The following is an 18,684-nucleotide window of genomic DNA, read 5'->3' as shown; positions in this document are numbered from 1 at the left end:
GCATCCACTCACACGTCGTGGCCTTCATCCCTGTACTGCTGCAGCTTGTAGCGCAAGGTGCGCTCCGAGATGCCGAGTTTTTCCACTGTCTTCTTGCGCGAACCACCCATTTCACGCAGCGTTCCGAGAATGTGCTCGCGCTCCAGGTCCTTCATGTTTGCCGGCCTCGCGGCAGCCTCGGACGGTGCCGGGGCGGCAGAAGCGGCAAAACTTGCCGCCTGATTGCCGCTTATTGCCGGTGACGATACATATCCGGCACCGAATCCCGAAGCAGCCGGGGCGGCAGGCGGGGCCGAAACAGCCGGTGACGTCGCCGGCGCAGGCGGCGCCGCCGCCTCGCCCGTCCAGTGCGGCAGGCACAGGCGGATGGTCTCCGCACTCACGGTGTCGCCAGCGGTCAGAATCAGCGCCCGGTGCGCCGTGTTCTCGAGCTCGCGCACGTTACCCGGCCAGCCATAGCTCAGCAGCAGGCTTTCGGCTTCAGGCGAAAACCGTGCCTGGCGCCCGGCGCGCTGGGCATGACGCTGCAGGAAGTGACGCGCCAGCGGCACGATGTCGCCCGGCCGTTCGCGCAGCGACGGAATCCCGAGCGGGAACACGTTCAGGCGGTAGTACAAGTCCTCGCGGAAGCGCCCGGCGGCGATCTCCTTGAGCATGTCGCGGTTGCTGGTCGCGAGCACGCGGATATCGAGCGGAATCGGCTTCTTGCCGCCCACCCGCTCCACTTCGCGCTCCTGCAGTACGCGCAGCATCTTGGCCTGCAGGCCCAGCGGCATTTCCGAAATTTCGTCGAGCAGGATGGTGCCGCCCTGCGCCTGCTCGAACTTGCCCGGCTGGGCGCTCTGCGCCCCGGTGAATGCGCCCTTCTCGTAGCCGAACAGCGTGGCTTCGAGCAGGTTCTCGGGGATCGCGGCGCAGTTGATGGCGACGAAGGCCGCGCGTGCGCGTGGCGAGTGGTGGTGGATATGGCGCGCAAAGACTTCCTTGCCGGTGCCGGACTCGCCGGTAAGCAGCACCGTGGCGTCGGTTTCGGCCACGCGCGCGGCCAGCCCCAGCAAGTTGCGGGTGTGCGGGTCCTCGGCCACGGTGTCGTCGGCCTCGGGCTGCACCGCGGCATAGCGGCGCACGTTCTCGAGCAGCACCTCGGGCTCGAAGGGTTTCATCAGAAAATCGCAGGCGCCGCCGCGCATGGCTGCCACCGCCTTGTCCACGTCGCCATAGGCCGTCATCAGCAGCACCGGCAGCTGCGGCAGGCGGCTGCGGATCTCGCCCAGCAGCTGCAGGCCGTCCATGGGCTGCATGCGCAGGTCTGACACCACCAGGTTGAAGGACTGGCGCTCGAGTTCGGCGAGCGCGGACGGGCCGCCGTCGACGCCGGTCACGCCATGGCCCGCCATTTCAAGCGTGAAACACACTGCATCGCGCAGTGCGTCGTCGTCCTCGACCACGAGGATGTTCAGATGTTCGATCATGATGCGCGCGCTCCGCCCGCAGTCGCGCCATTCGTGGCGCCCAGGGGCAAGGTCAGGGTAAAGGTCGTGCCGGTGCCGGGCGTGGAGCTCAGCGCGATGTCGCCGCCATGCCCGCGTGCCACGCCGCGGGCAATCGCCAGGCCAAGGCCGGTGCCCTCGGCACGGGTGGTAAAGAAGGGGTCGAACAGGCGGGTCTGCACTTCAGGCGGGATGCCGCGGCCGGTGTCGCTGACCACGAAACGCACCTCCCTGCCCTGCGTTCCGTCGTCGACGAACACCTGGCAACTCACCTTGCCGCCCGGCTCGGTTGCCTGGATTGCGTTCTCCAGCAGATTCGTCAGCGCGCCGCCCACGGCCTTGCGGTCGCCATGCACGGTCAGCGCACCGCATTCACAGGCGCTGGAGAACTCGACCTGACGCGCCCGCGCCAAAGGTTCCAGGGTGTGCGCGAGCTCGGCCGCGAGATCGCAGACGCCGAAGTCCTGCCGCCCGAGGCTGTCACCGCGCGCAAACAGCAGCATGTCGCGGATCAGGCGCTCCAGGTAACGCATGCGCTCGATGGCGCGCTCCGCCACCTTGGCCCGCTCCACCGGCCCGAGCTCGGGCTGGCGCAGGTTGCCGGTGTACAGCAGCGCGGCAGCAAGCGGCGTGCGCAACTGGTGGGCAAGCCCGGCCACCATCTCGCCCATCGCCGCCAGGCGTTCGTTACGCTCGGCGGCGAGGCGCATGCGGTGGGTTTCGGTGACGTCGTGCAGCAGCAGGATGCGCTCCTCGCCGGACTCGAGCGCGGTTTCCGACATGGCGAGGCGCCGCGCGCCCTCGGGACGTTCGATGGTGAGCTCGCCCGGCGTCTCGGTGGTCTGCAATACGCCTGCGACCTCATCCCAGACCTTGCCGACGAGATTGGTTCCGAACTGAACTTCCGCAGCACGGTTGACCTGAACCACTTCGCCCGCACGGTTCACCACCACCACCCCCGCCGGCAACGCGCCCATCAGCACCGTCAGGCGCTCGGTCAGCTGCACCACCTGCCCCTGCAGGGCGTTGTAGGCGGTCGACAGTTCTTCCGACGCGCGACTGAAGAGCGCAAAGGCCTCGGCCAGCTGGGCAGCATCCAGCGGCGGGGCGGCTTCCCCTGGCGGTTGGGCGTTATCGGCGGTCGTCGGCATCATCGGCGAATGCTCCATTTTCACGACTGGCACTCTAAGTGCTGACAAGCGTATGGTAACCGGCAAACAGGCGGCAAAAAATGCCGCTTATTCATCGAAGAGGCTTGCCCGCGCGGGCAGACAATGCTGCCATCCATAAAGGGCAGCACCGGGAATTCCAAAATGGCTACAGCAGATACGATTGCCGCGACGCCTGCCAGCGCCATGAACGCGCGCTTGCAGCAGATCCTGCAGAACATCAACGCCCTGTCGCAGCAACAGAAGCTGGCGGCAGCCGTGGCGCTCGGCCTCGCCATCGCGCTGGTCGTCGGCGTGCTGATGTGGAACCGCGGTCCGGACTACGGCGTCCTGTTCTCCAACCTGGAAGAGCGCGACGGCGGCCAGATCATCGCCGCCCTGCAGCAGCAGAACGTGCCTTATCGGATGTCGAGCGATGGCCGCTCCATCCTGGTTTCGCAAGATCAGGTGCACGACGTGCGTCTGCGCCTTGCCGCCGAAGGCCTGCCCAAGGGCGGCATGGTGGGCTTCGAGCTGATGGATACGCAAAAGCTCGGCGTGTCGCAGTTCAATGAACAGGTCAATTACCAGCGCGCACTCGAAGGTGAGCTCTCGCGCACAGTGCAGTCGATTGCCTCGGTCATGAGCGCACGGGTGCACCTGGCCATGCCCAAGCAGACCGCCTTCCTGCGCGACGACCAGAAGCCCACGGCTTCGGTGATGGTGAAACTGCGCGCCGGGCGCGTGCTCGATGCCACCCAGATCGCCGGCATCGTGCACCTGGTGTCGTCCAGCGTGCCGCGCATGAGCGAATCCGGCGTGAGCATCGTCAACCAGAACGGCGAGCTGCTCACCATGAAGTCCGACCCCCTGCGCCAGGCCGGACTCGACCCGACGCAACTGGAATATGTGCGCGAAGTCGAAGCCAGCTTCATCCGCCGCATCGAGACCATCGTCGAGCCGCTCGTGGGCAAGGGGAACTTCCGCGCCCAGGTCACCGCCGACGTCGATTTCAACCAGGTCGAGCAGACCGCGGAGACCTACAAGCCCAATCCCTCGCCCGACCAGGCTATCCGCAGCCAGCAGACCACCGAGCAGCTCTCCCGCGACGCCGGTGCGCAGGGCGTGCCCGGCGCGCTCACCAACCAGCCGCCGGCCCCGGCCACCGCACCGATCACCACCCCTGCCGTCGCCGGACAGACCAACGCCACCGGCACCCAGCCGGGCACCAGCAACCGCAGTGCCGTGCTCAACTACGAGCTCGACCGCACGGTGCAGCACGTCAAGCAGTCGCTCGGCCAGATCAAGCGCCTGTCGGTCGCGGTGGTGGTGAACCATCGCAACACCACGCTGCCCAACGGTGACCCGCAGGTGGTGCCGCCGACCGACGAGGAGATCGCCCGCATCACCAACCTGGTCCGCGAAGCCATGGGTTACAACGAGGGACGCGGCGACACCCTCAACGTTGCGAGCAGCCCGTTTGCGATCACCGACACCGCCGAGCCCGAGCTGCCACTGTGGAAAGACCCCGAGATGCTTGATCTCGGGAAGGAAGGCCTGAAGTACCTGGTCGTGCTCGCCGCCATCCTCTTTGCCTACTTTGCCGTCGTGCGCCCGCTGATGCGCACCGTCGCGCCGAAGAAGAGCGAGGAGGAGGAAGAAGAGGCAGAAGGCATCGCCGGCGAGGAAGGCGAAGAGGACGCCACGGTCAGCCTTTCCGGCGCGGCCACCGGCGACAGCTACGAAGCCCGCCTTGCTCGTGCGCGCGAAATGGCACGCTCCGATCCGAAGATGGTGGCCAACCTCATCAAGGAATGGATGGGCGTCAATGAGGAGGGTCGCAAGTGACCACACCCGAAGAAGGAACCGAAAAAGCCGCCCTGCTGCTGCTCACCCTGGGCCCCAACGAGGCCTCCGAGGTCCTCAAGCATCTGGGCCCGCGCGAAGTGCAGAAGCTGGGCATGAAGATGGCCACCATGCCGGCGCAGGAGCGCAGCAAGGTCGCCCCCATCCTGGAAGAGCTCGACACCCACTTCGGCAAGGGCTCGCCGATCCACGGCGACGAAGAGCAGATCCGCGAGATGCTGACCAAGGCGCTCGGCGACGAACGCGCGGCCCACATCATCTCGCGCGTGCTGCAGGGCTCGGACACCGCCGGCATCGAGAGCCTGAAGTGGATGGACGCGGGCACGGCCGCCGACCTGATCAAGAACGAGCACCCGCAGATCATCGCCACCATTCTGGTCCACCTCGAGTTCGACCAGGCCGGCGAGATCGTCAAGCATTTCAACGACCGCCTGCGTAACGACGTGATGCTGCGCATCGCCACCCTCGACGGCGTCCAGCCGACCGCGCTCAAGGAGCTCAACGAGGCCCTCAGCCGCATGCTGGCCGGCGCCTCGACGTCGAAGAAAGCGGCAATGGGCGGGGTTCGCCATGCGGCGGAGATCCTCAACTTCGTCGGCTCCGGTGCCGAGACTGCGGTCATCGACAACGTGCGCGACTACGACCCGGACCTGGCGCAGAAGATTCTCGACGAGATGTTCGTGTTCGAGAACCTGCTCGACATCGACGACCGCGGCATCCAGACCGTGCTGCGCGAAGTGCAGTCCGACTCCCTCATCATCGCGCTCAAGGGCGCGGCGCCCGAGTTGCGCGAGAAGATCTTCAAGAACATGTCGAGCCGCGCGGCCGACATGATGCGCGAAGACCTCGAAGCCAAGGGACCGGTGCGCCTGTCCGAGGTCGAGGCCGAGCAGAAGGAGATCCTCAAGATCGTCCGTCGCCTGGCAGAGGAAGGCCAGGTCATGATGGCGAGCAAGGGCGGCGACGATGGCTTCGTTTAACGCGGCGACAGCGAGCACACGGCCATGAGCATTTCGCGCCATCAGGCGGTAGGCGCCTACCGCCGCTGGGAACCGACCGCATTCGATGCGGACGCCAAGGCCGCAGCCGAACCGGCCGCGCGGGAGAAGCCGCAGGCAGAACCGGAACCGGTCGCAGTGCCGGAGCCAGAACCCGCGCTCGACCCCAGTCTGCCCGAAGGCTTCCAGCTCCCCACCGCCGACGACATCGAGCGCATGCATGAGGAAGCGCGCAACTCCGGACACACCGAAGGCTTCACCGAGGGCCGTGCCGCCGGCGAAAAGGACGGCTATGACGCGGGCTACGCCGAAGGCAAGGCGCAGGCCGAAGCCGAAGCCGAACGCCTGGCCGCGCTCGCCGACGAACTCGACACCGCCATGGCGAAAATCGACGAGGAAGTCGCAGACGAACTGCTCGCGCTCGCCATCGAGGTTGCCCGCCAGGTGCTCCAGCACACCCTCGCAAGCCAGCCCGAGAGCGTCATCGAAACCATTCGCACCGCGCTCCAGCAACTGCCCCAGTCCCACGCCCAGATCCGCCTGAATCCGGAAGACCTCGCCCTTGCCCGCGAGCACCTCGGCGAACAGCTCAGCCATGGCGGCCACCGCCTTGTCGAAGATGAGAGCATTGCCCGTGGCGGCTGCCGGGTCGAAGCCTCGGGCGCACAGATCGACGCCACCATGGAAACGCGCTGGCGTCGCGTACTCGAGAGCCTGGGCAAGGACGAGGCCGAATGGACGCCGCCGGAGGCGGAATGAAGCGCCACGGCGAAACCTGGCGCACCTTCCTGCAGGACGGCCAGCAACTGGTCGAGGGCGTCACCCCCTTCCAGAGCGCAGGCCGCCTGACCCGCATCAACGGTCTGGTGATGGAGGCCGCCGGGCTGCGGCTGCCGCTCGGCTCGGGCTGCAAGGTGATGGTGCCCGGCGGCGGCTACGTCGAAGCCGAAGTCGTCGGCTTCAACGGCGACCGCCTGTTCATGATGCCAACCGACGACGTGTTCGGCCTCGCCCCCGGCGCCCAGGTCCTGCCGATGGAAACCAGCCAGCCGCGACTGCTTGCCGGCAAGCCGCTCGGCCCGCGCCGCCGCGCCTCCGACCGTGCCAAGCACCTGCCCGTGGGCGACGCCCTGCTCGGGCGTGTGGTCGATGGCGCGGGACGTCCGCTCGACGCGCTCGGCCCCCTGCACACGGCAGAGACCCGCTCGCTGCAGGGGCGGCCGATCAACCCGCTCAACCGTGCGCCGATTCGCGCCCCGCTCGACGTCGGCATTCGCTGCATCAACAGCCTGCTCACCATCGGCCGCGGCCAGCGTCTGGGCCTGTTCGCCGGCTCCGGCGTCGGCAAGTCGGTGCTGATCGGCATGATGGCGCGCTACACCGAAGCCGAGGTGATCGTGGTCGGCCTCATCGGCGAACGCGGTCGCGAGGTGAAGGAGTTCATCGAGCACAGCCTCGGGGCGGTTGGTCTCGAACGCTCGGTGGTGGTCGCGGCCCCCGCCGACACCAGCCCCCTGATGCGCCTGCAGGGCGCGGCCTACGCCACCACCATCGCAGAGTATTTTCGCGATCAGGGCAAGCAGGTGCTGCTGGTCATGGACTCGCTCACCCGCTACGCCATGGCCCAGCGCGAGATTGCGCTGGCCATCGGCGAGCCTCCGGTCACCCGCGGCTACCCGCCATCCGTCTTCGCCCGCCTGCCGGCGCTGGTCGAACGCGCGGGTAATGGCCCCGACGGCGGCGGCTCGATCACGGCCTTCTACACCGTGCTGGCCGAAGGCGACGACCAGCAGGACCCGATCGCCGACTCGGCACGCGCGATTCTGGACGGTCACATCGTGCTCACGCGCGCACTCGCCGATCAGGGCCACTACCCTGCGATCGACGTCGAACAATCCATTTCGCGCGCCATGCACAGCATCGTTGGCGACGACCACTTCGAGAAAGTGCGTCGTTTCAAGCAGTTGTTCTCGCGCTACCAGCGCTCGCGCGACCTGATTGCCGTCGGCGCCTACCAGGCCGGGGGCGATCCGATGCTCGATCTCGCGGTCAAGGCCTACCCCAGCCTCGAAACCTTCCTGCAGCAGCGCATCGACGAGCGCGAGGACTATATCGGCGCTGTCAATAAGCTCAATCAGCTTTTCTCTGGGAACTGAGCACGCAGCACGCGCTATGATTCAGGCCAGTACTGTCTGCCAATGACCGCAAGGAGAACCTGCATGACCCAACGCCGCCACTTCATGCTTTCGGCCGCTGCACTCGCCGTTGCCGCCACCCTGCCTCTCGGCGCACTTGCAGAGGAGCCCACCAAGATCGGCTTCGTCTACGTCAGTCCGATCGGCGATGCGGGCTGGACCTTCCAGCACGACGAAGGCCGCAAAGAAATGGAAAAGGCCCTGGGCGCCAAGGTGCAAACCAAGTACGTCGAGAACGTCGCTGAAGGCGCCGACGCCGAACGCGTGATCCGCGAGTTTGCCGCCAGTGGCAACAAGGTGGTGTTCGCCACCAGCTTCGGCTACATGAACTACGTCGAGCGCGTGGCCAAGCAGTTCCCCAATGTGGCCTTCATGCACGCTACCGGCTACAAGATGGGCAAGAACTTCGGCAACTACAACGCCCGCTTCTACGAAGGCCGCTACGTGACCGGCGTCATCGCCGGCAAGATGAGCAAGACCAATGTGCTCGGCTACGTCGCCGCCTTCCCCATCCCCGAGGTCCTGCAAGGCATCAACGCCTTCACCCTTGGCGCGAAGAGCGTCAACCCCAAGGCCGAAGTGCGGGTGATCTGGACCAACGCGTGGTATGACCCGGGCAAGGAGCGCGAAGCCGCCATGACCCTGATCAGCCAGGGCGCGGACATGCTGACCCACCACACCGACTCCACCGCCGTCGTGCAGTCTGCCGAAGAGAAAGGCATCTACGCCTTCGGCTACCACTCCGACATGTCGAAGTACGGCGCCAAGGCACACCTCACCGCCACCACGCACCACTGGGGTGAGTTCTACACCCGCACGGCCAAGGCTGTCGCTGACGGCACGTGGAAGCCCGAGAGCATCTGGGGCGGCTACAAGGAAGGCATGGTCAGCCTCGCACCGCTCAACCCGGCCATTCCCGCCGACGTAAAGACCATCGTCACCGGCATCGAAGGCAAGCTCAAGGCCGGCAGCTTCCACCCCTTCACCGGGCCGATCGTCGACCAGGCCGGCAAGGAGCGCCTCGCCAAGGGTGCGGTCATGGACGACGTCGCCCTGGGCAAGATGGACTTCTTCGTCGAAGGCGTGGCTTCGCGCCTGCCGAACGCAAAGTAAGTCTTCCCTCCGCTTACAGGTGCCTGCTGCGCCTGTAAGCGGTCGGTGCGGGCCTGCGCACGTGCGGGCCTGCTGTGCCCCGACTGCGCATCCGCAGGTCCGCGTTCACGCTTTCATTTCCCGCGAAAAATGACCGATACCCGCCGTGTGCACGCCGTTCGCGGCGAGCTGATCCACTTCACCGCAGATCCGGCCGATGCCGGCGACGCCGCGCTCATCCACCTGCCTGACGGCGTCATGCTCATCGTCGACGGGCTCATCAGCGAATGCGGCCCGGCCGAGGCCATGTTGGCAAAGCTGCCCGCCGATGCGCGCATTACCGATTACCGCGGCAAGCTGATCCTGCCCGGCTTCGTCGACACCCACATCCATTACGCCCAGACCGACATCATCGCCAGCTATGGCGAACAACTGCTGGCCTGGCTGGAGAAATACACCTTCCCCACCGAGGCCCGCTTCTCCGATCCGGAGCACGCCGGCGAGGTGGCGGACTTCTTCTGCGACGAGCTGCTCAGGAACGGCACGACCACCGCGCTGGCCTTTGCCACCGTGCATCCCGCGTCCGTCGATGCCCTGTTCGAAGCCGCCCGCCAGCGCAGCATGCGCATGATCGCCGGCAAGGTGCTGATGGACCGCAACTGCCCGGACTATCTCGCCGACACGGCCGAAACCGGCTACGCCGACTCGAAGGCCCTGATCGAGAAATGGCACGGCTGCGACCGCCTGCTGTACGCCGTCACGCCGCGTTTCGCACCAACCTCGACCCGCGAACAGATGGCACTTGCGGGACGCCTCTTTGCCGAGCATCCCGGCGTCTATCTGCAGTCGCATGTCGCCGAAAACCGGGGTGAGGTGGCCTGGGTCGCCGAGCTCTATCCCGAAGCACGAAGCTATCTCGATGTGTACGAACGCTACGGCCAGCTCGGCGAGCGCAGCGTATACGCACACTGCATCTGGCTCGATGAAACCGACCGTGAGCGCATGGCGAGCACCGGCTCGGCGATGAGCTTCTGCCCCACCTCGAACCTGTTCCTGGGTTCCGGCCTGTTCGATCTCGATCGCGCGCACGCCCTCGGCGTGCGCGTCGGCATCGGCACCGACGTCGGCGGCGGCACCAGCTTCTCGATGCTGCAGACGCTCAACGAGGCCTACAAGGTTCTGCAGCTGAACGGACAGCGCCTGTCAGCCGAGCGTGCCTTCTACCTCGCCTCCCTGGGCGGCGCCCGCAGCCTCTATCTCGACGACCGGATCGGCAATTTCGAACCCGGCAAGGAGGCCGACTTCGTCGTCATCGACCCCGCCGCCACACCGCTCTTTGCCCGTCGCATGGCCGCGGCAACGAGCCTGTCCGAACGCCTGTTCGTGCTGATGATGCTCGGTGACGACCGCTGCGTGGCCGCAACCCACGTCCTCGGCGAATGCGCTTTCGAGGCCGGCACGACATAGGCCCTTGACGGGCCGCATCGGCCACCACGATACCGGCCAACCAAAAAAACAGGCGCCATGAGCGCCTGTCTTCACCTAGGCGGCAGCCGCGTTCAGACGCGGTGCTTTTCTTCCACCATCCGGCTGATCAGGCGGATCACGTCGTGGCTGCCCGCCTCGGCGCTCTCCATCGCATCCACGATGGCCTCGCGGGTTTCGTCTGCGTTGACCATGTCAGACTGGATGCCCTTGAGCGCGGCATGCACCGAACTGTGGACGCGTGCATGGGGCTTCTCCAGGTCGGCAAACGCGCGCGTCGCACCGAACAATACCTTCCCCGAGCCGTCGTAATACCACTTGCCGAGGCGGCACTGGCGGTGATCGACCAGAATCGCATCGGCCTCTTCACCCTCGCCCTTCGCCTCCATCGACACGTAGGCATTCTGCATGTAGATGATGTGGTCCATCTTGACCAGCGAGGCAAACGAGAAGTCCTTGGCGCGGTCGAGGTGGTAAATGGTCTTCTCGGCCGATGTTGCCACCGCGGCGAAACGCTCGCGGAAGGTCGACACGTTACCGCTGACCAATGCACTCTGCTCGCCAACCTCGGCGGTCTGCTCGACCATCGCCTCCACCCGGCTGCGAAAGCCCTCGGTAATGTGGCTGATCTCGGTCGTTGCCGCCTTGGTCCGTTCGGCCAGCTTGCGCACCTCGTCGGCCACCACCGCGAAACCGCGTCCCACTTCGCCCGCGCGCGCGGCCTCGATCGCGGCATTGAGCGCCAGCAGGTTGGTCTGGTCGGTAATCTCGGAGATGATGCTCACCGCCCGACGGATCGTCACGCTCGCCTCACCCAGTTCGCCCGCCGCAGCCGTCATGGCCTGCATGCGCTCGTTGATCCCTTCCAGCGCCGCACCGATCCGGCTCACTTCCTCGTGGCTACGGGTTGCGCCCTGCCGGTTCTCCTCGGCAATGCCCATTACGCCGTCCATTTCGGTCGACACCTTGATCAGGTCGGACTGATTGCCCTTCAGGTTGCGCAACAGGTTGACCGTATTGAGTGCATGCAGCTGTGCCCCGAGCCGATGCTGCGCGACGAAGGCGGCATTCTCTTCCATGCCCTGGATCGCCGCGTTGATGTGCTCGAGCGAAGACTTGAACTCGCCGGGCAGGCCATACACCAGTGCCCGGCGGTAGTAATGCCCCTCACCCACCATGCGGAAGCAAGTGGTGATCTCCTTGAAATAGGTCTCGACCAGATCGAGAAACTCGTTGAGCTCCCACGCCACCTGACCCACCTCGCCCAGACCGGATGTATGCGTGATGCGCTGGTGAAGGTCGCCGTCGCGACAGGCCAGAATGACCTTCTGCATGTGGTGCAGGGTCTCCAGCGGACGCCGGAAATGCCGCCACGCATAGAAACTGAACGCGATCGCGATTACCGGAATCAGAACGACCGGGCCACTGAATCCATACATCCAGACCTGCCAACCAGCCATCGCCACAACCAGGCCGACAAACACCATGCAATAGATCAAGAACTGCCGGTCGAGAAAGGGCGCGCGCTTGCTCACGCCTGCCCGCGGATTACCATGTTCCATGTTGCCGTCCCCTCCGCGCTCAGCCTTTGTACAGCCCGAGCACGAACTTGTCATACGTCGTGTTCAGATCCGCGACCGTCTTGTGCAGCAGCGCCATTGACGCATCCGGCGCATCGGCAGCACCCGCCTCGCGCTCGGCACGCAGCATCGCCTCGTACAGCGGTACCACTGCCCTCACGGCATCGGCCGGGGGCGGACGTCGCACCGAGAAATAGCCCATCGTGCGGCCGCTCGCATCAAGGTCGGGCGTCACGTTGGCAAACACCCAGTAATAGGCGCCGTCCGCGGTCATGTTCTTCACCAGTCCGAAGAATTCCTGTCCACTCTTGAGCGTTTCCCACATGAAGCGGTACACCCCCCGCGGCATATCGGGATGGCGCACGATGTTGTGCTGGACGCCGAGCAGATCGCGCTCGGCGAAATTCGATACCCGCATGAAGGTGCGGTTGGCATAGGTAATACGCCCGGTCAGATCGGTCTTGCTCACGATCATTTCACCCGAACCCAGCACCACTTCCTGGCTGTTCGGTTCGATCTTTGTTTTCACTGCGCTCTCCCTGTCTCGAAAGCACCGCCCGACGTCATCAGGACACATGCCTTGAAGAGTTTATCGGCAGATCTGCGCAAAACTTCACAAAAAAAATCGGCAGTGCGAAAAACACCGCCGATTCCATATTCCGGCCTGCTGCGAGTGCGCCTTGCCTGCCCCCGACGCGCCGCCTGAGCGCCTGCGAGCCCCCCGAAGATCACCCGGCCACGCGGCCGTAGGTATCCTCGAAGCGCACGATGTCGTCCTCGCCCAGGTAGCTGCCCGACTGTACCTCGATGATCTCCAGCGGCACCTTGCCGGGATTCGCCAGACGGTGAGTGTGCCCCAGCGGGATGTAGGTGGATTCGTTCTCCCCCAGCAGGAAGGTACGTTCGCCGTTGGTGACCTCAGCCGTGCCCTTCACCACGATCCAGTGCTCGGCGCGGTGATGGTGCATCTGCAGGCTCAGCGTCGCGCCCGGACTCACCACGATGCGCTTGACCTGAAAGCGCTCGCCGAAGTCGATCGAGTCGTACCAGCCCCACGGGCGATACACCTTGCGGTGGCTGCGCGTCAGGCTCTTGCCCTCGGCCTTGAGCCGCTCCACGACCTTCTTCACGTCCTGGGTGCGGCTCTTGTGCGCCACCATTACCGCATCGGCGGTTTCCACCACCACCATGTCGTCGCAGCCCACCGCCGCCACCATGCGGTGCGTCGCGTGCACGAGCGTATTGCGGCTGGATTCGAACATCACTTCGCCACGCCCGCTGTTGCCGTCGCCATCCTTCTCCGACACCGCCCACAGCGCGTCCCATGCGCCCACGTCCGACCACCCGGCCGACAGCGGCACCACCACGCCCTGGCCAAGCCCGGGCGCAGTACCCAGCTTTTCCATCACGGCGTAGTCGATTGAATCCGACGGGCAGGCGACAAATGCGGCCTTGTCCACGCGCAGGAAGTCGGCATCCACCGAACGTCCTGCAAACGCCGCATCGCAGGCTGCACTGATATCGGGGCGGAAATGCGCCATCGCCTTCAGCCACACCGACCCCTTCATCATGAAGATGCCGCTGTTCCAGAAGTACTCGCCGCTCTCCACGTAGCGGGTGGCGGTGTCAGCGTCCGGCTTTTCGACGAACTCGGCCAGCACGCGGGCGGTGTCGGTGTCACCTGCCAGTGGGCCGACGCGGATATAGCCGTAACCGGTTTCGGCGCGATCGGGCACGATGCCAAAGGTCACCAGGCGACCGGCCTCGGCCTGCGCCTCCCCTTCGGCAATGGCTTTCTGGAACGCGGGCACATCGACGATCACATGATCGGCCGGCATCACCAGCAGCACCGGGTCCTTGCCCTCGGCCGTCGCGGCAAGCGCCGCCAGCGACAGCGCCGGCGCCGTGTTGCGGCCCACCGGCTCGAGCACGATCTGCGCCGAGCGAACGCCCACCTGGCGCATCTGTTCGGCGATGATGAAACGGTATTCCTCGTTGCTCACCACCAGCGGCTGTGCATCCACCTCGCCGCCCGCATAGCCATTGAGCCGCACCACGGTTTCCTGCAGCAGCGAGTGATCGCTGGTCAGCGGCAGCAGCTGCTTGGGATAGGACTCACGCGACGCAGGCCACAGCCGTGTGCCGGAACCGCCAGAAAGAATTACCGTCTTGATCGCCATATTCGGACACCTAGAAAACGTTCGGAATGATTCAGGCAGCATCAGCTGCACAATGCAATATCCTTGTGCGGGCAATCATACTGCAATGCAGCATTACATTGCCATGAAGAAGTACCCACTGCTGACCAGCAAGATGCAGCGGCCCGCAGCCCACTCGCCGGACAAACCGGCGCCGAGTGCCACATAATGCACCCGGCTCCGCCCCCCAAGCGCGGCAGCACGACCCGGTTCCCGATTCATTCCCGACAGGCAGGTGCGCCACCATGACCCATGCAGACACTCTCACCCATCTGCAGCGGCTCGAAGCCGAGAGCATCCACATCATGCGCGAAGTGGTTGCCGAGGCCGACAAGCCGGTGATGCTCTACTCCATCGGCAAGGACAGTGCGGTGATGCTGCACCTGGCGCGCAAGGCCTTCTTTCCCGCGCCGCCGCCGTTTCCGCTCCTGCATGTGGATACGCGCTGGAAGTTTCGCGAGATGTACGGTTTTCGCGACCGCATGGCGCAGGAAAGCGGGATGGAGCTGCTCGTCCACATCAACCCGGAAGGCATCGAGAAGGACATCAACCCCTTCACCCACGGCTCGGCCATCCACACCGACATCATGAAAACCGAGGGCCTGAAGCAGGCGCTCGACAAGTACGGCTTCGACGCGGCCTTCGGTGGCGCACGCCGCGACGAAGAGAAGTCGCGCGCCAAGGAGCGCGTATTCTCCTTCCGCTCCGCCCAGCACCGGTGGGATCCGAAGAACCAGCGCCCCGAACTGTGGAAGCTCTACAACACGCGCAAGCACAAGGGCGAGTCGATCCGCGTGTTCCCGATCTCGAACTGGACCGAGCTCGACATCTGGCAGTACATCCACCTCGAGGCCATCCCCATCGTGCCGCTCTACTACTCTGCCGTGCGGCCGGTGGTGGAACGCGATGGCGCGCTGATCATGGTCGACGACGAGCGCCTGCCGCTCAGGCCCGGTGAAGTCCCGATGATGAAGAGCGTCCGCTTCCGCACCCTGGGGTGCTATCCGCTGACAGGCGCGGTGGAGTCCGAGGCCGACACCCTGCCTGCGATCATTCAGGAGATGCTGCTCACGCGCACGTCCGAACGTCAGGGACGCGTCATCGACCACGACTCAGCGGCGTCCATGGAAAAGAAAAAGCAGGAGGGCTACTTCTGATGGCACACGTCTCCGACCTCATCGCCAGCGACATCGAGCAATATCTCAAGCACCACGAACACAAGAGCCTGCTGCGTTTCATCACCTGCGGCAGCGTGGATGACGGCAAGAGCACCCTGATCGGGCGCCTGCTGTACGAATCGAAAATGCTGTTCGAAGACCAGCTGGCCGCCGTCGAAGCCGATTCGAAGAAATTCGGCACCCAGGGCGACAACATCGACTTTGCGCTGCTGGTCGATGGTCTGGCCGCCGAACGCGAGCAAGGCATCACCATCGACGTCGCCTACCGCTTTTTCTCTACCGACAAGCGCAAGTTCATCGTTGCCGACACGCCCGGCCATGAGCAATACACCCGCAACATGGTTACCGGTGCATCCACTGCCGACGTCGCCATTCTCATGGTCGATGCACGCAAGGGCATCCTCACCCAGACCCGGCGCCACAGCTACCTCGTCACCCTGCTCGGCATCCGTCATGTGGTGGTCGCAATCAACAAGATGGACCTGGTTGCCTACGACGAGAAGACCTATGACAGGATCGTCGAGGACTACCGCGCCTTCGCCGGCCGGATCGGCATCGAAGGGATGACCTTCATCCCGATGTCGGCCTTCAGGGGCGACAACATCATCCTCCCCAGCGACGCCATGCCCTGGTACCACGGGACGACGCTGATGGGCTACCTGGAAACCGTCGAAGTCGACGACACCCGCCTGCAGCGCACCCCCTTCCGCATGCCGGTGCAGTGGGTGAACCGCCCGGACCTCGACTTCCGCGGCTTTGCCGGCACCATTGCCAGCGGCACGATCGCCCCGGGCGCGCGCATCCGCGTGCAGCCATCGGGCAAGGAGAGCACGGTTGCACGCATCGTCACCATGGATGGCGACCTCGCGCGCGCGGTGTCCGGACAGTCGGTCACCCTGACGCTGACCGACGAAATCGATGTCTCGCGTGGCGACGTGATGTCCGAAGCCGCCACGCCGGCCGAGATCGCCGACCAGTTCGAATGCACCATCGTCTGGATGCACGAGGAAGCGCTGCTTCCCGGCCGCCCCTACCTGCTCAAGATCGGCACTCGCACCGTCACCGCCACCATCACGTCGATCAAGCACCAGATCAACGTCAACACCCTGGAGCACATCGCGGCAAAGAAGCTGGAGCTCAACGCCATCGGCGAATGCAATCTCAGCCTCGATCGCCAGATCGCCTTCGACCGCTACGCCGACAATCGCGACACCGGCGGCTTCATCCTCATCGACCGGCTCAGCAACAACACGGTGGGCGCGGGCCTGCTCAACTTCGCGCTGCGTCGCGCCCACAACCTCCACGCCCAGCATGTGGACGTCGACAAGCACGCCCGCTCGGCCATCAAGGGGCAGAAGAGCTGCGTGCTCTGGTTCACCGGGCTGTCGGGCGCGGGCAAGTCGTCAATCGCGAACATGCTGGAGAAGAAGCTGCACGCCATGGGCTGCCACACCTATCTGCTCGACGGCGACAACGTGCGTCAGGGGCTGAACAAGGATCTCGGCTTCACCGACGCCGACCGCGTCGAAAATATCCGGCGCGTGGGCGAAGTTGCACGGCTGATGGCCGACGCCGGCCTGATCGTGCTGACCGCCTTCATCTCGCCGTTCCGCGCCGAGCGCCGCATGGCCCGCGACCTGGTCGCGGAAGGCGAATTCGTCGAAGTCTTCGTCGATACACCGCTGGCGGTTGCCGAGCAGCGCGATGTGAAGGGGCTCTACGGGAAGGCGCGCCGGGGCGAACTGAAGAACTTCACCGGCATCGACTCGCCCTACGAGGCGCCCGAGTCACCGGACATCCGCATCGTCACCACAAACCTGTCGATTGAAGCGGCAGCCGATCTGGTGATCACGACCCTCGAAGCACGGGGTTTTCTGCCAAGGCACTAAGTAAATTCGCCCCCGCTCTGGGCAGCATTGTCTGCGACCACGGCCGGGGCGAACGGCACCAGGCATGTCAGCGACTCAACACCCGGGAACTTGCGTTCAGTCGAACACCTCGGCGGCTGCCAGCGGCTTGCCTTCCTTGTCCTTGGCCGACAGCAAGGGTTCGCCGTCGAAATGCCAGTCGATCCCGATCGCGGGGTCATTCCACATGATGCAGCGCTCATGCTGGGGCGCGTAGTAATCGGTGGTCTTGTACAGGAAATCGGCCGATTCGCTCAGCACGACGAACCCGTGGGCAAAGCCTGGCGGCACCCAGAACTGGCGGTTGTTGTCTTCCGACAGCTCGGTACCGACCCACTGGCCGAAGGTGGGCGAGTTGCGGCGCACATCCACGGCCACGTCATAGACGGCGCCCCGCACCACCCGCACCAGCTTGCCCTGCGGCTGCTGCAGCTGGTAATGCAGTCCGCGCAGCACCCCACGCCCGGAGCGGGAATGGTTGTCCTGCACGAAATCGACATCCAGCCCGGTCACTTCACGAAACGTGCGGGCATTGAAGCTTTCCAGAAAGAATCCGCGGCTGTCGCCGAACACCTTTGGCTCCAGGATCAGTACTTCCGGAATCGCAGTCTGCGTTACTTTCATCAAAACACCCTTTCTTCGAGCAGTCGCTTCAGGTACTGCCCATAGCCATTCTTTGCCAGCGGCACAGCAAGCGTCTGCAGTTGTTCGTCGTTGATCCAGCCCGCGCGCCAGGCAATCTCTTCCGGACAGGCAATCTTCAGCCCCTGTCGCTTCTCGATGGTCTGGATGAACAGCCCCGCTTCGAGCAGGCTCTCATGCGTGCCGGTGTCCAGCCAGGCGTGCCCACGGCCCATCACCTGCACGTCGAGCGCACCCCACTCAAGATACTGCTTGTTCACGTCGGTGATCTCGAGTTCGCCACGCGGGCTGGGCGCCAGCGATTTCGCGATATCCACCACGCGCTCATCGTAGAAATAGAGCCCGGTCACCGCATAGCGGCTCTTCGGTTTGACGGGCTTCTCTTCGAGGCTGATCGCGCGTCCATCTGCATTGAACTCCACCACGCCGTAGCGCTCGGGGTCGTGCACCGGGTAGGCAAACACCGTCGCCCCGTCGCCGCGCCCACCGGCACCGCGCAGGTCATTGGCAAACTCGTGGCCATAGAAGAGGTTGTCGCCCAGTACCAGGGCAGACGGACCTCCGGCGAGGAACTGTTCGCCGATGATGAAAGCCTGCGCCAACCCGTCCGGGCTGGGCTGCACTGCGTAGCTCAGGCTGATGCCCCACTGGCTGCCATCGCCCAGCAGGTGCTGAAAGCGCGGCGTGTCCTGAGGCGTGGAGATGATCAGGATGTCGCGAATGCCCGCCAGCAGCAGCGTCGACAGCGGGTAATAGATCATCGGCTTGTCGTACACCGGCAACAACTGCTTGGAAACGGCCAGCGTGGCCGGATGCAGCCGGGTACCGGAACCGCCCGCGAGGATGATGCCTTTGCGTTGTTCGCTCATGATTTCACAGCCTTTCAAGGGCGCGTCCGGTGAGTC

Annotated in this window: 15 protein-coding genes; 8 read left to right on the top strand and 7 right to left on the bottom strand. The window is 64.9% G+C overall.

Annotated elements, in window-relative coordinates:
• Window positions 1-8 precede the first annotated feature (8 nt).
• Window positions 9-1,472: a sigma-54-dependent transcriptional regulator gene (locus tag AC22G6_RS18215; protein WP_487367951.1), complete on the bottom strand. Its 1,464-nt coding sequence runs from the start codon at window positions 1,470-1,472 to the stop codon at window positions 9-11.
• Window positions 1,469-2,641 carry a sensor histidine kinase gene (locus AC22G6_RS18210; protein WP_487367970.1) on the bottom strand — a complete coding sequence of 391 codons (1,173 nt, stop codon included), beginning with the start codon at window positions 2,639-2,641 and terminating at the stop codon, window positions 1,469-1,471. The genes AC22G6_RS18215 and AC22G6_RS18210 overlap by 4 nt, the downstream gene beginning before the upstream one ends.
• 162 nt (window positions 2,642-2,803) lie before the next feature.
• Here AC22G6_RS18210 and fliF point away from each other — a divergent pair, with 162 nt between their 5' ends.
• From fliF to guaD, 6 genes are all read left to right on the top strand, one after another.
• Window positions 2,804-4,486, top strand: coding sequence for a flagellar basal-body MS-ring/collar protein FliF (fliF, locus tag AC22G6_RS18205; protein WP_487367950.1), 1,683 nt, complete (start codon window positions 2,804-2,806; stop codon window positions 4,484-4,486).
• The gene (gene fliG, locus AC22G6_RS18200) at window positions 4,483-5,484 is read left to right on the top strand and encodes a flagellar motor switch protein FliG (protein WP_487367949.1); all 1,002 of its coding nucleotides are present in this window, start codon (window positions 4,483-4,485) and stop codon (window positions 5,482-5,484) included. Before fliF ends, fliG begins: the two co-directional genes overlap by 4 nt.
• Before the next feature lie 24 nt (window positions 5,485-5,508).
• The gene (locus tag AC22G6_RS18195; RefSeq protein ID WP_487367948.1) at window positions 5,509-6,261 is read left to right on the top strand and encodes a flagellar assembly protein FliH; all 753 of its coding nucleotides are present in this window, start codon (window positions 5,509-5,511) and stop codon (window positions 6,259-6,261) included.
• Entirely contained in the window at window positions 6,258-7,658 is a 1,401-nt protein-coding gene (gene fliI / locus AC22G6_RS18190) for a flagellar protein export ATPase FliI (RefSeq protein WP_487367969.1), read from the top strand. Before AC22G6_RS18195 ends, fliI begins: the two co-directional genes overlap by 4 nt.
• Before the next feature lie 63 nt (window positions 7,659-7,721).
• Window positions 7,722-8,810, top strand: a complete 1,089-nt coding sequence (locus tag AC22G6_RS18185) for a BMP family ABC transporter substrate-binding protein (protein WP_487367947.1) — start codon at window positions 7,722-7,724, stop codon at window positions 8,808-8,810.
• Between the two features lie 129 nt (window positions 8,811-8,939).
• Window positions 8,940-10,256, top strand: a complete 1,317-nt coding sequence (guaD, locus tag AC22G6_RS18180; RefSeq protein ID WP_487367946.1) for a guanine deaminase — start codon at window positions 8,940-8,942, stop codon at window positions 10,254-10,256.
• 92 nt (window positions 10,257-10,348) lie between these two features.
• Here guaD and AC22G6_RS18175 read toward each other — a convergent pair whose 3' ends face one another.
• From AC22G6_RS18175 to AC22G6_RS18165, 3 genes are all read right to left on the bottom strand, one after another.
• Window positions 10,349-11,836 carry a methyl-accepting chemotaxis protein gene (locus AC22G6_RS18175; protein WP_487367945.1) on the bottom strand — a complete coding sequence of 496 codons (1,488 nt, stop codon included), beginning with the start codon at window positions 11,834-11,836 and terminating at the stop codon, window positions 10,349-10,351.
• Window positions 11,837-11,855: 19 nt separating this feature from the next.
• Entirely contained in the window at window positions 11,856-12,383 is a 528-nt protein-coding gene (locus AC22G6_RS18170) for a PAS domain-containing protein (RefSeq protein WP_487367944.1), read from the bottom strand.
• 199 nt (window positions 12,384-12,582) lie between these two features.
• The gene (locus tag AC22G6_RS18165) at window positions 12,583-14,034 is read right to left on the bottom strand and encodes a mannose-1-phosphate guanylyltransferase/mannose-6-phosphate isomerase (RefSeq protein ID WP_487367943.1); all 1,452 of its coding nucleotides are present in this window, start codon (window positions 14,032-14,034) and stop codon (window positions 12,583-12,585) included.
• A 263-nt stretch (window positions 14,035-14,297) separates the two neighbouring features.
• On the opposite strand from AC22G6_RS18165, the gene cysD reads away from it, so the two are divergent.
• Entirely contained in the window at window positions 14,298-15,209 is a 912-nt protein-coding gene (gene cysD / locus AC22G6_RS18160; RefSeq protein WP_487367942.1) for a sulfate adenylyltransferase subunit CysD, read from the top strand.
• On the top strand, window positions 15,209-17,119 hold the full coding sequence (gene cysN / locus AC22G6_RS18155; RefSeq protein WP_487367941.1) for a sulfate adenylyltransferase subunit CysN: 1,911 nt from the start codon (window positions 15,209-15,211) through the stop codon (window positions 17,117-17,119). The genes cysD and cysN overlap by 1 nt, the downstream gene beginning before the upstream one ends.
• 96 nt (window positions 17,120-17,215) lie before the next feature.
• On the opposite strand, the gene rfbC is transcribed toward cysN, so the two are convergent.
• The gene (gene rfbC / locus AC22G6_RS18150) at window positions 17,216-17,761 is read right to left on the bottom strand and encodes a dTDP-4-dehydrorhamnose 3,5-epimerase (protein WP_487367940.1); all 546 of its coding nucleotides are present in this window, start codon (window positions 17,759-17,761) and stop codon (window positions 17,216-17,218) included.
• Complete coding sequence (rfbA, locus tag AC22G6_RS18145) at window positions 17,761-18,648, bottom strand: glucose-1-phosphate thymidylyltransferase RfbA (protein WP_108951285.1); 888 nt, start codon at window positions 18,646-18,648, stop codon at window positions 17,761-17,763. Before rfbA ends, rfbC begins: the two co-directional genes overlap by 1 nt.
• Window positions 18,649-18,684 lie beyond the last annotated feature (36 nt).

Source organism: Parazoarcus sp. PS-13 R2A (genome assembly GCF_057621855.1).
This window is presented reverse-complemented; position numbering and strand designations above follow the sequence as displayed.